This window comes from Tsukamurella conjunctivitidis, assembly GCF_007858475.1.
Taxonomy (GTDB): Bacteria; Actinomycetota; Actinomycetes; order Mycobacteriales; family Mycobacteriaceae; genus Tsukamurella; species Tsukamurella conjunctivitidis.
Map to the genome: position 1 here is coordinate 235,157 of NZ_VIGX01000005.1, position 14,895 is coordinate 250,051.

Genomic DNA, 14,895 nt, shown 5'->3' on the forward strand with positions numbered 1-14,895 from the left:
GAGCGGGTTCGCACATCGAAGTGTGCGGACGGGCGGAGTGCGGGCTACGCCAGCGCCGTCGCGCCCAGCGCGACCAGGAGCCCCGCCTTCGCGATTTCGAGACCGATGTAGCCGATGTGGAGGTTGGTGCGCGGCATCGCGTCGGAGATCTCGTGCGTCGCGGTGGGCCCGGCCACGCGGCGGTCCATCGAGCGGCGCAGGACGACGCAGCAGAGCAGATCGGCCGCGGCGAGGAGGAACAGGACGACGGTGGCCGTGCGGTGCGGCCCCACGAGGAGCGCGATCGCGATGCCGGCGGCCAGGGCCGCCTCGCACGCGTTCAGTGCGCGGAAGACCAGCCGACCGATTCCCACGCCGAGCGGGATGGTGATGCCCGGTGCTCGGAACTTCAGCGGCGCCTCGAGGAAGGAGACGGCCAGGACCATTCCGAGCCAGACGAAGGTCAGGGCGGCCGCGACGGGGTTCACGGTGTCCGATGCTAGGACCGTCCTGCGGACGGTTGTCGGTGGGGCCGTCTAGCCTCGGGGTGCAACCGATCAGGGGAGTCTCGGCGATGACGGAACGAATGCTCACGGGAGAGCGGGCGGATCGCGCCCGGCGAGTGATCGAGGCGCTCGCCGGGCCCGGCGCAGAGCTGCGGGCCGACCAGGAGACGGCGGTCGCCGCCCTGCTGGAACCCGCGGCCAGGGTGCTGGTGGTGCAGGCGACGGGCTGGGGCAAGTCGGCCGTGTACTGGGTGGCCACGGCGCTGCGCCGGGCGGAGGGCGCCGGCCCCGCGCTGATCGTTTCGCCGCTGCTCTCGTTGATGCGGGATCAGGTCGCCGCCGCCGAGCGCGCAGGCCTGCGCGCAGCGACCCTGAACTCGTCGAACTTCGAGGAATGGAACACGATCGAGGCGGCACTGGCTGCCGGAGAGGTCGATGTCCTGCTCGTCTCGCCGGAGCGGCTCGCGAACCCGTCCTTCGGGCGGCGCGTCCTGGACGCCCTCGAGGGTTCCCTCGGCCTGCTCGTGATCGACGAGGCGCACGCGGTCTCGGACTGGGGCCACGACTTCCGTCCCGACTACCGCCGCGTGTCCGACGTGCTCACCCGGCTGCACCCGCAGACCCCGGTGCTGGCGACCACCGCGACCGCCAACGCCCGCGTCACCGACGACGTCGCCGCGCAGCTCGGCGACGCCACGCTGGTGCTGCGCGGGCCGCTGGCGCGCCGCTCGTTGCAGCTCAACGTGCTGCCCGCCCTGGCCCCGATCACCCGCTACGCGTGGGTCGCGCGGCATCTGCCGGACCTGCCCGGCTCCGGCATCGTCTACGCGCTGACGGTGGCGGACGCCGAACGCCTCGTGGACGGCATCCGGGCCGTGCACGGCCCCGGGTACCCGGTGGCCGCCTACACCGGCAAGCTCGACCCGGACACCCGCGCCCGGCTCGAGGACGCGCTGCGCGCCAACGAGATCAAGGCGCTCGTCGCCACCTCGGCGCTCGGCATGGGCTTCGACAAGCCGGACCTCGGCTTCGTGGTGCACGTCGGCTCGCCGCCTTCGCCCGTCTCCTACTACCAGCAGGTCGGCCGTGCCGGCCGTGCCATCGACCACGCCGTCGTCGCGCTGCTGCCCTCGGAGTCCGACGCGGGGGTGTGGGACTACTTCGCCACCGCGACCATCCCGGACCCGCAGCAGATGGAGCGCGTACTCGGTGCGCTGGCGGAGGACGAGTCGGGGGAGGGGCTCTCGGCCATCGCGCTCGAGGCCGCCACGGGCATCCGCCGCACCCGGATCGAGCTCATGCTCAAGCAGCTCGCGGTCGACGGCGCCGTGGACCGGGTCCAGGGCGGCTACCGCGTCACGGGCGCGCCCTGGCACTACGACGGCGCCCACTACGACGGGATCGTCGCGACCCGGCGCCGCGAGGCCGACATCATGCGGGCTTACACCCGCGGCGAGCGCTGCCTGATGCAGCTGCTCACCGAATCGCTCGACGATCCCGAGGCCGCGCCGTGCGGCCGTTGCTCGGTGTGCCTCGGCCACGTACCCGACGGGCTCGGGGAACCCGTCCCGCCGGACACGGCCCGCGCGGTCGCCGGTGCGCTCCGGTCCCAGAGCCAGGTGCTCGAGCCGCGCAAGATGTGGCCCGGCGGGGTGGCGGGCCGCAAGGGCCGGATCCAGCCGGACCTCGCGGCCGAGCCCGGCCGGGTGCTGGTCTTCGCCGACGCCCCGGAATGGACCGGCACCCTCGCGGCGGCGCGTTCGGGGGACCCCCAGGCCACCGCCGATCTCGCCGACGCCGCCGTCGCCGCGCTGTCGCGCTGGCGCGACCAGTGGCGCGCCCGCCCCGAGGTCGTCGCCTCGCTGCAGCTGACCGACCGGCCCACGCCCGTCGAGCCCGTCGCCGATCGGATCGCCGAGGTGGGCCGGCTCGAGCGGGTGACCCTGCCGGTGCCCCGCGGCCCCGCGCCGGGGCGCGACGCCTCCGGGGCGCAGGAGGCCGCGCACTGGTTGGACGCGATCGACGCCGGCCCGGCCGCCGACGCGGTCCGGGGCAGGTCGGTGCTGCTCGTCGTCGACGAATCGGGCACGGGCTGGGCCGTCACCGTCGCGGCGGCGCGGCTCCGGGAGGCCGGCGCGGCCGTGGTGCTGCCGCTGGTGGTGCACCGTCCCGCCTGACCCGCGCGAGATGTGGAACACTGGAACACCGAGTGCTGCCTACGACCCGGGCGGCGAGGCCGCGGAGCGTCCGCGTCCACACCACCGAGGAGAACCATGCCGAACCTGATCCTGCCCCTACTGCTCGTCCTCATGCTCGTCTTCATGTTCTTCCAGTTCCGGAAGCAGAAGAAGCAGATGAACGAGACCATGGAGATGCAGGCCGCCCTCACCGTGGGCACCAAGGTCATGACCAGCACGGGCCTGTACGGCACCGTCGTGGGGCTCGGCGAGGACACCGTCGACCTCGAGATCGCTCCCGGGATCACCACCACCTGGGTCCGCCGCGCCGTCGCGAAGGTGCTGACCCCGGAGGAGCTCGGCGCCCCGTCGATCGAGACCATCACCGACGAGGACGGCCACATCGACCTGGACAAGCGCTCCGAGGACCGCTGACCCGCATCACCGTCACCACTGACGAACTTCTCCGGCGGACCGCCGCCGGAGAAGTTCTCCACGCCGAGGAGTCGTAACCGCCCGTGGCCAGGAAAACATCGAGCAGCGACCGCACCGAGTCGCGGCTCCTCATCGCCTTCGGGCTGATCTTGCTTGTGGTCTTCGGGCTGGTGTTCTTCACCGGCGACCGCGAGCCCACGCCCAAGCTCGGCATCGACCTGCAGGGCGGCACCTCCGTCGTGCTGCAGGCCGTCACCCCGGACGGTCAGCCGCCCCAGTCGGACCAGATGGAGCAGGCGCGCGACATCATCAACAAGCGCGTCAACGGCCTCGGCGTCTCCGGCTCCGAGGTCAAGATCAACGGGCGGAACCTGATCATCACGGTGCCCGGCAGCGACGGCGACCAGGCCCGTACCCTCGGCCAGACGGCCCAGCTCAAGGTGCGGCCCGTGCTCGGCTCGCAGCCGGCCGCCGCGGTCAACACGCCCGCGCCCGACCTGACGGATCCCGCCGCCGCGAAGAAGGCGATCGACGAGGCACGCGCCACGCGCCAGTCGACCGACCCCGCGGTGCAGAAGAAGACCCTCGAGTCCCTCAACTGCAACCTGCCGTCGGATCCCCTGGCCGGGAACGACGATCCCGCCAAGCCGCTCATCACGTGCGACCGCCCGGAGGAGCGCAAGGAGGGGCAGCCGCGCAGCGTGTACACGCTGGGCCCCGCGATCATCGACGGGCAGTCGATCAAGAACGCCTCGTCGGGCATCCCGCAGAACCAGGTCCAGTACGTCGTGACCCTGGAGTTCACCGGCGAGGCCTCGAAGGTGTGGGCGGACTTCACCTCGAAGAACGTCGGCAAGCAGGCCGCCTTCGTCCTCGACTCCCAGGTCATCACCGCGCCGAACATCAACGGGCCCATCACCGGCGGGCAGACGCAGATCACCGGCGACTTCAACCAGCAGACCGCCGGCGACCTCGCGGGCGTCCTGAAGTACGGTTCGCTCCCGCTCTCCTTCAAGGCCGGCACCGCGCAGACCGTGAGCGCCACGCTCGGCTTCGAGTCGCTCAAGGCAGGCCTCATCGCGGGCGCGATCGGCCTGGTCCTCGTCCTGATCTACGCGCTCGCCTACTACCGCGCGCTCGGCGTGCTGGTCGCGCTGTCGCTGGCGCTGTCGATCGCCCTGCTCTACGGCCTGCTCGTGCTGCTGGGCCGGTGGATCGGCTACTCGCTCGACCTCGCGGGCATCGCCGGCATCATCATCGGTATCGGCATGACGGCCGACTCGTTCGTCGTCTACTTCGAGCGCATCAAGGACGAGATCAGAGAGGGCCGCAGTTTCCGGTCCGCGGTCCCTCGAGGATGGGCCAGCGCCCGGCGCACCATCTGGACGGGCAACGCGGTCTCGCTGCTCTCCGCCGTCGTGCTGTACGTGCTGGCCGTGGGGGATGTCCAGGGCTTCGCCTTCACGCTCGGCCTGTCGACGATCCTCGACGTGGTGATCGTCTTCCTCGTCACCCACCCGCTCGTGTACTTCGCGTCGAAGACCGAGTTCTTCGCCAAGCCGTCGATGAACGGCCTCGGCGCCGTGGCGGCGATCGGCCGTGAGCGCAAGCGGGCCGCAGCTACCACCGGGGAGGCGTCCGCATGACCGACACCAGCATCGAGAGCGAGAAGAAGGCCTCCTTCTTCACCAAGCTGTACACGGGTACGGGCGCCTTCGACATCGTGGGCAAGCGCAATCGCTACTACATCGCCACGGGCGTGATCATCGTGATCGCCTTCCTGGGCATCCTGATCCCGGGCTTCAAGTTCAGCATCGACTTCGAGGGCGGCACGCAGATCTCGTTCCCCGTGGGGAACGCACAGGTCGACACCGCGAAGGTCCGCGAGACGGTGCGCGAGGCCACGGGCGTCGAGCCCTCGGCTGTGCAGACCGCCGGCACCGGGGCCGCGCAGACCTACCAGGTGGCGCTGTCCGAGCTCAGCAACAACCAGATCACGCAGGCCCGCGACGCGCTGTTCGAGACCTTCCACCCGCCCGCGCAGGACGGGAAGCCGGCCGAGAACACGATCAGCTTCTCCGGCGTGAGCTCCACCTGGGGCGACCAGATCACCCAACGCGGCCTGCTGGCGCTGGCCGTCTTCCTGGTGCTGGTCACGGTGTACATCGCCGTCCGCTTCCGCGAGTGGGACATGGCGCTCGCCGCGCTCGCCTCGCTGTTCTTCGACGTGGTGGTCACCGCGGGCGTGTACGCCTGGTCCGGCTTCGAGGTCAGCCCCGCGACCGTGATCGGCCTGCTCACCATTCTCGGCTTCTCGCTGTACGACACGGTGGTCGTCTTCGACAAGGTCGAGGAGAACGTCCGCGGCGTGCTCAACACGAGTCGACGCACGTACGCCGAACAGGCCAACCTCGCGGTGAACCAGACCCTCATGCGGTCGATCAACACCACGGTGATCTCGGCGCTGCCGATCATCGCGCTGATGGTGGTCGCCGCGGGCATGCTGGGTGTCGGCACCCTGATGGACCTCGGTCTGATCCAGCTGGTGGGCGTCGTGGTCGGCACGTACTCGTCGGTCTTCTTCGCGTCGCCGCTGCTGGTCTCGCTCAAGGAGCGCCGGCCGCAGTACCGGGCGCACAACGAGAAGGTGCTCGCCCGCCGGGCCCGCGCGGAAGCGGGGGAGTCCGCCGACACCGCTGCCGCGACGGACGCGGGCGCGGTGCGGCTCGACAAGGCGCCGGCCCGCCCGCAGACCAAGCGCGGCCGTCGTCGTGACTGACGCGGCCCGCGCGGCGGTCGCCGCGCACACGCGGCACGTCGCCGGCTTCCCCGAGCCGGGAGTGGTCTTCGCCGACCTGACGCCCGTCTTCGCCGACGGTGCCGCCCTCGCGGCGGTCATCGACGGACTCGCGGCCGCGGGCCGCGGGCCGGAGGGGGCCGTCACCGTCGACCTGGTGGCGGGCCTGGACGCCCGCGGCTTCCTCCTGGGCTCCGGCGTGGCCCTGCGCCTCGGCGTCGGCACCCTCGCGGTGCGGAAGGCCGGCAAGCTGCCTCCTCCCGTGCTGCGCGAGGATTACCAGCTCGAATACGGTTCCGCCGCGCTCGAGATCCCGGCGGAGGGCATCGCCCTGGAGGGGAAGCGGATCCTGATCGTCGACGATGTGCTCGCCACCGGCGGCACGGTCTCGGCGGCGGTCGGGCTGCTGCGCCGCGCGGGTGCGATCGTCGAGCGCGTGTCGGTCGTTCTCGAGCTCGGGGCACTCGGCGGGCGGGCGCGACTGCAGGAATTGCCCGGCGGTGCCATCGCGGTCTCGGCCATCTCGGTAGGCTGAATCCCTAGTCCAATCACGTCGTCCGGGCGGGGAGGCACCATGTCGCTGCAGTCTCAGGGTTCCGACGCCGCGCGCACACCCGCCGGGGCGGGGCAGCAGGGCCCGCCCAACCTGGAGACCACGGGGTCCACGACGCGCCGCGTACGGGCGCGCCTGGCCCGCCGCATGACGGGGACCCGCAACCACGTGCGGCCGGTGCTGGAGCCGCTCGTGGCGCTGCACCGCGAGGTCTACCCCAAGGCCGACGTCGCGCTGATCGAGCGCGCCTACGACGTGGCGGAGCAGCGGCACGCCAGCCAGATGCGCAAGTCGGGCGATCCGTACATCACCCATCCCCTCGCGGTGGCGACGATCCTCGCCGAGCTCGGTATGGACACGACGACGCTGGTGGCGGCGCTGCTGCACGACACCGTCGAGGACACGGGGTACAGCCTCGAGCAGCTCACCACCGAGTTCGGCCCCGAGGTGGCCCACCTGGTGGACGGCGTCACGAAGCTGGACAAGGTCGCGCTCGGCAGCGCGGCCGAGGCCGAGACCATTCGCAAGATGATCATCGCGATGGCCCGCGATCCGCGCGTGCTGGTGATCAAGGTCGCGGACCGGCTGCACAACATGCGCACCATGCGGTTCCTGCCGCCGGAGAAGCAGGCCCGCAAGGCCCGCGAGACGCTCGAGGTGATCGCCCCGCTGGCGCACCGCCTCGGCATGGCGACGGTCAAGTGGGAGCTCGAGGACCTGGCCTTCGCCATCCTCCACCCGAAGAAGTACGACGAGATCGTGCGGCTCGTGGCCGACCGGGCACCGTCGCGCGACACCTACCTGGCCGCGGTGCGCGCGGAGATCAACGGGGCGCTGGCGGCGCAGCGGATCGTGGCCGACGTGCAGGGCCGCCCCAAGCACTACTGGTCGATCTACCAGAAGATGATCGTCAAGGGCCGCGACTTCGACGACATCCACGACCTGGTCGGCGTGCGGATCCTGTGCGACGAGGTCCGTGACTGCTACGCCGCCGTCGGCACCGTGCACTCGCTGTGGCAGCCGATGGCGGGCCGGTTCAAGGACTACATCGCGCAGCCGCGGTACGGCGTCTACCAGTCGCTGCACACGACCGTGATCGGCCCGGAGGGCAAGCCCCTCGAAGTGCAGATCCGCACGCGCGAGATGCACCGGACGGCCGAGTTCGGCATCGCCGCGCACTGGCGCTACAAGGAGACGAAGGGGCGCGCGGGCGGCGGCGCCAAGGGGTCGGACCTGGCCGAGGTCGACGACATGGCGTGGATGCGTCAGCTGCTCGACTGGCAGCGGGAGGCGGCGGACCCGGGGGAGTTCCTCGAGTCGCTCCGTTACGACCTCGCGGTCAAGGAGATCTTCGTCTTCACGCCCAAGGGTGACGTCATCACGCTGCCCGCGGGCAGCACCCCGGTGGACTTCGCCTACGCCGTGCACACCGAGGTGGGACATCGGTGCATCGGCGCCCGCGTGAACGGCCGGCTCGTGGCGCTGGAGCGCAAACTCGAGAACGGTGAGGTCGTCGAGGTCTTCACCAGCAAGGCGGAGAACGCCGGCCCGTCCCGCGACTGGCAGTCCTTCGTCGTCTCCCCGCGCGCGAAGGCCAAGATCCGGCAGTGGTTCGCCAAGGAGCGCCGCGAGGAGGCGCTGGAGAACGGCCGCGACGCCATCGCCAAGGAGGTGCGCCGTTCCGGCCTCCCACTGCAACGCCTGACGAACGCGGAGTCGATGGCGGGCATCGCCAAGGAACTGCGCTACGCGGACGTCTCAGCGCTCTACACGGCCGTGGGCGAGCACCAGGTGTCCGCGCACACCGTCGTGCAGCGGATGCTCGAACAACTCGGCGGCATCGAGGAGGCGACGGAGGAACTCGCCGAGCGCAGCACCCCGTCGACCATCTCCGGCCCCACCGCGACGACGGACGTCGGCGTGCTCGTCACCGGCCAGCCGGGCGTGCTCGCGAAGCTCGCCAAGTGCTGCACCCCGGTGCCCGGCGACGAGATCGTCGGCTTCGTGACCCGGGGTGGCGGCGTCAGTGTGCACCGCACCGACTGCACCAACGTCGCCGAGCTGCGCAAGGAGCCGGAGCGCTTCCTGGACGTGAAGTGGGCGCCGTCGGCGTCGTCGGTCTTCCTGGTCGCGATCCAGGTGGAGGCGCTCGACCGGCACCGCCTGCTGTCCGACGTGACGAAGGTGCTCGCCGACGAGAAGGTGAACATCCTCTCGGCGTCGGTCACCACGTCACGCGACCGGGTCGCGGTGTCGCGCTTCACCTTCGAGATGGGCGATCCGAAGCACCTCGGGCACGTGCTCAACGTGGTGCGCAACGTGGAGGGCGTGTACGACGTCTACCGCGTGACCTCCGCGCAGTAGCCGCCCGGGCACGGCCGCGCGCCCCATAGCCGCCCCGCGCGCCCGCCGGCGCGCTCGCGATTCCCGGCGACGACGAAGGCCCCCGCCGGAGCGGGGGCCTTCGCGGTGTCGCCTGCTACTGGGCGAGCGCCATGGTGGTGATGTTCACCGGCTCCTTGGGCTTGCCGTCGGTGACGGGCTTGTCGCCCGGCTTCGGCGCGGGGTCGCCGTCCTTGGGGACGATGCCCTTCTTCGCGATCATCTGCAGCACCGTCAGGCCCGCATCGTCGACCTTGCCGATCACGGCGTAGTTCGCGGGCAGGGTCGTCTCCTTGTAGACCAGGAAGAACTGGCTGGACCCGGTGTTCGTGGTGGCCGGTTGGCCCGTCATCGGGTTCGCCTCGGAGTTCGCGTTCGCGACCGCGATCGTGCCGGCGGGGTAGACCACGTTCGGCGTCTGCTGCATCGGGTTCGCGGAGCCGCCCGCCTCCTTGAGGAAGGTCGGCTTCTCGTCGGGGGAGGTCCAGCTCGGGCCGCCGCTGCCCGTGCCGGTCGGGTCGCCGCACTGGAGCACGAACAGGTCGGAGGTCCCGGCCTTGGGATCCGCCGTGTTCGCCACCTCGCGGTGGCAGGGGGTGCCGTCGAAGTACTTCGCCTCGATGAGCGTCAGGAAGGTCTGCACGTTGCACGGAGCCTTCGACCGGTCGAGCTCGAAACCGATCGCGCCGGCGTTGGTCGTGATGGTGCCGTTCGCGGTTCCGGTGTTCGGGACGTCCTTGCCGTCGGGCTTGGTGACGCCCTTGTTCTTCCCGGTCAGCGTGTCCAGCGCGGGCAGCGCCTTCTCCGCCTCGACGATCTGCTTCTCGACGGTGTCGATCTGCTCCTGAGCGGTCTTCTGCTGATCGGCGGGCATCTTGGCCATGCCGGCCTTCTGCTGCGCGATCTGCCCGCGCGCCTTGGTGATGTTCTCGCGCAGCGCGGCCGCCTGATCGGGACGATCGGCGAAATCGCACGTCACGTGGAGCGACTTGTAGCGGTCCTCGGCGCCGACCCGGAGCGGGGCCCGGGGCCCCTGCGGGAGCCAGATGTAACAGCCGGCGGCGACGAGCGCGACCACGACGACGCCGGCGACGGCACCCGCCTTGATCTTGCGCTTGCGCGCGTCGGCCTCACGCCGCTCGTTCTGCTTCGCCAGCTTCTCGCGGGCGGCCTGGCGGCGCTCTTCATTGCTCGGCACGGTGTGACGACCTCCTCATTACCGACATCCGGCGGGCACAACTGATCGCCAAGTCTGCCAGTTAAACCTGATAGACGCCGCCACCGGGTCTGGTGCCACAATGGTCGGATGCTGATCACCGGATTCCCCGCGGGGGTGTTCCAGACCAACTGCTACGTCGTCGCGGCCGGTCCGGACTCCGACGCCGTCGTCATCGACCCCGGTCAGGACGCCGTCGAGCCCCTCAAGCAGCTCCTGGCCGAGCACCGGCTCAACCCCGTCGCGGTCCTGCTCACGCACGGTCACCTCGACCACACGTGGACCGCGCAGCCCTTCGCCGACGAGTTCGGCATCCCCGTGCACATCCACGAGGCGGACCGGCCGATGCTCGCGGATCCCGCCGTCGGGATCGGGGCCGCGCTCGGCGCGATGATCGGGGATCAGGTCTTCGTCGAGCCGCAGAAGGTGATCGACCTCGTCGACGGCGAGCCCGTCACCCTGGCGGGCATCACCTTCGGCGTCGACCATGCGCCCGGCCACTCGGCGGGCTCGATCGTCTTCACCGTCGACGCGCCCGCGGTCGACGGTGCCGGTACCCCGGTCGAGGGCGAGACGGTCACCGTCGCCTTCGACGGCGACGTCCTGTTCCAGGGGTCCATCGGCCGGACGGATCTGCCGGGCGGGAGCCACGAGCAGCTGCTGGGCTCGATCGCGGCGAAGCTGCTGCCGCTGCGGGACGACACCGTCGTCCTGCCGGGCCACGGCCCGGCCACCACCATCGGGCGGGAGCGGGCGTCGAACCCGTTCCTGCAGGGGCTCACGGGTACCGAGACACCCGCTGAGCGGAAAGGACGATACGGACTGTGAGCGCCGGTAGCTTCCAGGCTCCCAAGGGCATTCCCGACTACATCCCGGTGCCGTCGGGGGAGAAGAACAGCTCCGCCGATTTCCTCGCCGTGCGCACCGCGCTGCTGCGGGCGACCGCCGAGGCGGGGTACGGCTACATCGAGCTGCCGATCTTCGAGGACACCACGCTGTTCGCGCGCGGCGTCGGCGAGTCGACCGACGTCGTCGCCAAGGAGATGTACACCTTCGCCGACCGTGGCGACCGCTCGGTGACGCTGCGTCCCGAGGGCACCGCAGGTGTGGTCCGCGCGGTGCTGCAGCACGGACTCGACCGCGGCCAGCTGCCGGTCAAGGCCGCCTACGCCGGGCCGTTCTTCCGGTACGAACGGCCTCAGGAAGGGCGCTACCGGCAGTTGCAACAGGTGGGCATCGAGGCCATCGGGGTCGACGACCCCGCGCTCGACGCCGAGGTGATCGCGGTCGCGGACCGCGCGTACCGCAGCGTCGGCCTCGACGGTTTCCGCCTGGAGGTCTCGAGCCTCGGCGACGGCACCTGTCGCCCGCAGTACCGGGAGAAGCTGCAGGAGTTCCTGTTCGCGCTCGACCTCGACGAGGAGACGCGGCGCCGTGCCGAGATCAACCCGCTCCGGGTGCTGGACGACAAGCGGCCGGAGGTGAGGGCCATGACGGCCGACGCGCCGCTCATGATCGACAACCTGACGCCGGAGCCCAAGGAGCACTTCGAGAAGGTGCTCGGCTACCTCGACGCGCTCGGTGTGCCCTACGTCGTGAATCCGCGCCTGGTCCGCGGCCTCGACTACTACACGAAGACGTGTTTCGAGTTCGTCCACGACGGCCTGGGTGCCCAGTCGGGCATCGGCGGCGGCGGCCGCTACGACGGTCTCGTCGAGCAGCTCGGCGGGCGTGAAGGCGTCACGGGCGTGGGCTTCGGCCTCGGCGTCGATCGCACCCTGCTCGCCCTGGCCGCGGAGGGCAAGCGCGCCCCGTCGGCGCCGCGGGTCACCGCCTTCGGCGTGCCCCTCGGTGACGCCGCGCGCGATGCGATGGTGCCGCTACTGGGGCGCCTGCGGCAGGCCGGGGTCGCGTCCGACATGGCGTACGGCAACCGTGCCATGAAGGGCGCGATGAAGGCCGCGGACCGTTCGGGTGCCCGATTCGCCCTGATCCTGGGCGATTCCGAGCTCGAACAGGGCGTCGTGATGGTCAAGGATCTCGCGAAGGGTGAGCAGCGGGCCCTCCCGATCGATACCGTCGTGGGCGTGATCGTGACCGAGAGCGCCGAGAGCGCAGGGTAGCCCGCGTGTCCTCCAGTCCCGCCGAGCCCGGCGCCCGCGACCCGCGGGAGCTGAGCGCGGAGGACGCCGTCGACGTGGACTTGATCCCGCCGCGCATGGTGCTGCCCAAGGTGCGCCGCGCGGTGGCCGTGGGACTCGCGGTGACCGTCGTGATCGCGGTGGTCGTCACCGTCCTCGCCGGACCGATGTGGGGCATCGCGGTCCTGGTCGCGGGCGCCGCGCCGGGCCTGGGCGGCTATCTCGGCGTCGCGCGGCGTCGAGTGGTGCTCGATCACCGCGTGCTCACCCGCCGGACGCTGCGGACGCAGCGCGTCAACCTGATGGACGCCGACGAGGTCGACCTGGTCGCGGAGGTGGCACGGCTCGCGCAGGTCTCGTTGCGCATCCGGCACGGGCGCACGACGATGCGCCTGCCGATCGCCCTGTACGAGGGCCCCGCTCGCGGTCGTGTGCGGGGCCGCGAGCTGCCGATGCTGGGCACGCGCCGGCTCGCGGAGGCGCTCGACCGGAACCGTCGCCCCGAGGTGCGCGACATCGGACGGGTGCTCGCCGAGCAGTCGCGCGGCCAGGCCGCGTCGATGCCGATGCGCGACCGTCCGCTGTTCCGCGCGGCGGGGATCGCGCGAGAGGTCGGTGGCGCGGAGGAACTGGTGTTCACGGCCGACGAGGTGGACGAGATCGCCCGCCCTCCGTGGTAGAGGTGGCGGTGGACGCGCGGTGTTCGAACGCTTGACTGTCATCGAACCACATGTTCGAATGGCGGTGTGCGATGGGACGGTCAGCTGCTGAGTGATGCCGGTTCGGGCGTGCGTGCGCTGCCGGGCCTCGAGGGCGTCGGGCGCACGGTCACGACGCCGGAGTTCGAGGGCGTCACCTTCCACGAGGTGCTGTGCAAGAGCGCGCTGAACAGGGTGCCGGAGTCGTCGGCCATGCCCTTCTCCTGGACTGTCAACCCGTACCGCGGATGCACGCACGCGTGCACCTACTGTTTCGCCCGGTCGAGTCACGAGTACCTCGAGTTCGACGCCGGCGGTGACTTCGACTCGCAGATCGTGGTGAAGACGAATCTGGTCTCGGTCCTCAAGAAGGAACTGCGGCGCGCGTCCTGGCGGGGGGAGCCGGTCGCGCTCGGCACCAACACCGATCCCTACCAGCGCGCCGAGGGCCGCTATCGCCTGATGCCGGGTGTGATCGGGGCGTTGGCCGGCGCGGGCTCGCCGATCTCGATCCTCACGAAGGGGACGCTGCTGCGGCGCGATCTCCCGCTGCTGACGACCGCTGCCACTCGGGTCCCGGTACAACTGTCGGTGTCGCTGGCACTGCTCGACCCGGAGCTGCAGCGCTCGCTGGAGCCGGGCACGCCCAAACCCGAAGCGCGCCTGGAACTCATCCGCGCGATCGCGGAGGCGGGGTTCGACTGCCACGTCATGGTCGCGCCGGTGGTGCCCTACCTCACTGACGACGCCGCGTCGCTGCGCGCACTGATCGCCGCGCTCGCGGACGCCGGGGCCACCAGCGCCTCGGTCATGGCGCTGAACCTCACCGGGCGGTACCGGGAGTGGTTCCTCGGGTGGCTGTCGGAGAACCATCCGATGCTGGTGCGGCGCTACCGCCAGCTGTACGGCTCCACGGGCCGCGTCTCGTCGGAGTACCGCACGCACCTGCGCGCCCGCGTCACCCCGATGCTCGAGGAGTTCGGCCTGATGCGGCTGGAGGATCCCTACGCGAGCCCGCCGCCGCGCGCGCCGCGCGCCCCGCGGGTCGACGGCTCCGCCGCGCCCGATCTTCAGGAGTCGCTCTTCTAGACAGGTGCGTAACCAATGCGTTACGCTTTTCCGGTGAGCGTCTTCACCGCCATCGCCGACCCGGTTCGCCGGAGGATTGTCGTCCTGCTGAGCGGGACTCCGATGACCGCGGGCCAGATCGCCGGCGAGTTCGACATCAGTCGGCCGGCCGTCAGTCGACATCTCCGCGTCCTGCGCGACGCGGGGGTGGTGGAGGGCGGACCGTTGGGCGAGGACGGCCGCGAGCGGTCGTACGTGCTACGGCTCGGCGCCCTCGACGAGGTCGACGGTTGGCTGGCGCGGGTGCGCGGCTCCGCGCGGCTCGGGGGTCTGCTCGCCTCGCCCGCGCTGGACACCGAGGTGCGCCGCGCGCGGCGCGACAGCGCTCCAAGTGCGAATCCTGGGAACGGCATCGACCGAACGAATGAACGGGGAACGGCATGACCAAGCGGGCGACGGGACGTGTGGAGTCCACCGGCGACGGGCGCGACCTGATACTCGAGCGCTACTTCGTCGCCGGGGTGGAGGATGTCTGGGCTTCGATCACGGAGCCGGACCGGACCGCGCGATGGTTCGGGGCGTGGACCGGCGAGCCCGGGGTGGGTGCGGTGGTGCGGGTGACGATGGGCTTCGAGGAGGGGGCGCCGGTGATGCCCATGACCATCACCGCGTGTGAGCCGCCCCGCCGCCTCGGCGTGCACGCCAAGGACGAGTACGGCGAGTGGAACCTCGAGGCGCTCGTCGAGCGCGACGGTGACCGCACGCGCCTGACCTTCGTGCATCACCTCGACGGCGCGGCGAACGCGGCGGAGGTCGGACCGGGGTGGGAGTACTACCTCGACGCGCTCGTCGCCGCCGAGAGCGGCGATGCCGCACCGGATTTCGATGACTACTTCCCGGCGATGTCGAAGCACTACGGCGGCGACTGAGGGGTCTGTCGTCG

At 71.1% G+C, this 14,895-nt stretch carries 14 protein-coding genes; 12 read left to right on the forward strand and 2 right to left on the reverse strand.

All coding sequences use genetic code 11. The features are described from left to right. Positions 1-44 precede the first annotated feature (44 nt). On the reverse strand, positions 45-425 hold the full coding sequence (locus FK530_RS11870; protein ID WP_146487303.1) for a hypothetical protein: 381 nt from the start codon (positions 423-425) through the stop codon (positions 45-47). Between the two features lie 128 nt (positions 426-553). Here FK530_RS11870 and FK530_RS11875 point away from each other — a divergent pair, with 128 nt between their 5' ends. The 6 genes from FK530_RS11875 (at position 554) to FK530_RS11900 (ending at position 8,811) form a co-directional block, all read left to right on the forward strand. Then, complete coding sequence (locus FK530_RS11875; protein WP_146487221.1) at positions 554-2,662, forward strand: RecQ family ATP-dependent DNA helicase; 2,109 nt, start codon at positions 554-556, stop codon at positions 2,660-2,662. A gap of 96 nt (positions 2,663-2,758) precedes the next feature. Continuing rightward, complete coding sequence (gene yajC / locus FK530_RS11880; RefSeq protein ID WP_146487222.1) at positions 2,759-3,097, forward strand: preprotein translocase subunit YajC; 339 nt, start codon at positions 2,759-2,761, stop codon at positions 3,095-3,097. An 83-nt stretch (positions 3,098-3,180) separates the two neighbouring features. Then, positions 3,181-4,743, forward strand: coding sequence for a protein translocase subunit SecD (gene secD / locus FK530_RS11885; protein WP_146487223.1), 1,563 nt, complete (start codon positions 3,181-3,183; stop codon positions 4,741-4,743). Then, positions 4,740-5,876, forward strand: a complete 1,137-nt coding sequence (secF, locus tag FK530_RS11890; RefSeq protein WP_146487224.1) for a protein translocase subunit SecF — start codon at positions 4,740-4,742, stop codon at positions 5,874-5,876. Before secD ends, secF begins: the two co-directional genes overlap by 4 nt. Then, complete coding sequence (locus tag FK530_RS11895; RefSeq protein WP_146487225.1) at positions 5,869-6,429, forward strand: adenine phosphoribosyltransferase; 561 nt, start codon at positions 5,869-5,871, stop codon at positions 6,427-6,429. Before secF ends, FK530_RS11895 begins: the two co-directional genes overlap by 8 nt. A gap of 39 nt (positions 6,430-6,468) precedes the next feature. Then, the gene (locus tag FK530_RS11900; RefSeq protein ID WP_146487226.1) at positions 6,469-8,811 is read left to right on the forward strand and encodes a RelA/SpoT family protein; all 2,343 of its coding nucleotides are present in this window, start codon (positions 6,469-6,471) and stop codon (positions 8,809-8,811) included. A gap of 115 nt (positions 8,812-8,926) precedes the next feature. Here FK530_RS11900 and FK530_RS11905 read toward each other — a convergent pair whose 3' ends face one another. Then, positions 8,927-10,027: a peptidylprolyl isomerase gene (locus tag FK530_RS11905; RefSeq protein ID WP_146487227.1), complete on the reverse strand. Its 1,101-nt coding sequence runs from the start codon at positions 10,025-10,027 to the stop codon at positions 8,927-8,929. 108 nt (positions 10,028-10,135) lie between these two features. On the opposite strand from FK530_RS11905, the gene FK530_RS11910 reads away from it, so the two are divergent. From FK530_RS11910 to FK530_RS11935, 6 genes are all read left to right on the forward strand, one after another. Continuing rightward, positions 10,136-10,873 (forward strand): MBL fold metallo-hydrolase, encoded by a 738-nt coding sequence (locus tag FK530_RS11910; protein WP_146487228.1) that lies wholly within the window; start codon positions 10,136-10,138, stop codon positions 10,871-10,873. Continuing rightward, the gene (hisS, locus tag FK530_RS11915; RefSeq protein ID WP_146487229.1) at positions 10,870-12,168 is read left to right on the forward strand and encodes a histidine--tRNA ligase; all 1,299 of its coding nucleotides are present in this window, start codon (positions 10,870-10,872) and stop codon (positions 12,166-12,168) included. Before FK530_RS11910 ends, hisS begins: the two co-directional genes overlap by 4 nt. 5 nt (positions 12,169-12,173) lie before the next feature. Further along, entirely contained in the window at positions 12,174-12,866 is a 693-nt protein-coding gene (locus FK530_RS11920; protein ID WP_146487230.1) for a hypothetical protein, read from the forward strand. 66 nt (positions 12,867-12,932) lie between these two features. After that, positions 12,933-13,973 (forward strand): Rv2578c family radical SAM protein, encoded by a 1,041-nt coding sequence (locus tag FK530_RS11925; protein ID WP_146487231.1) that lies wholly within the window; start codon positions 12,933-12,935, stop codon positions 13,971-13,973. 33 nt (positions 13,974-14,006) lie between these two features. Beyond that, a complete protein-coding gene (locus tag FK530_RS11930; RefSeq protein WP_231706600.1) occupies positions 14,007-14,396 on the forward strand; it encodes a metalloregulator ArsR/SmtB family transcription factor in 390 nt (129 codons plus the stop codon). After that, positions 14,393-14,881 (forward strand): SRPBCC family protein, encoded by a 489-nt coding sequence (locus FK530_RS11935; RefSeq protein WP_146487233.1) that lies wholly within the window; start codon positions 14,393-14,395, stop codon positions 14,879-14,881. The genes FK530_RS11930 and FK530_RS11935 overlap by 4 nt, the downstream gene beginning before the upstream one ends. Positions 14,882-14,895 lie beyond the last annotated feature (14 nt).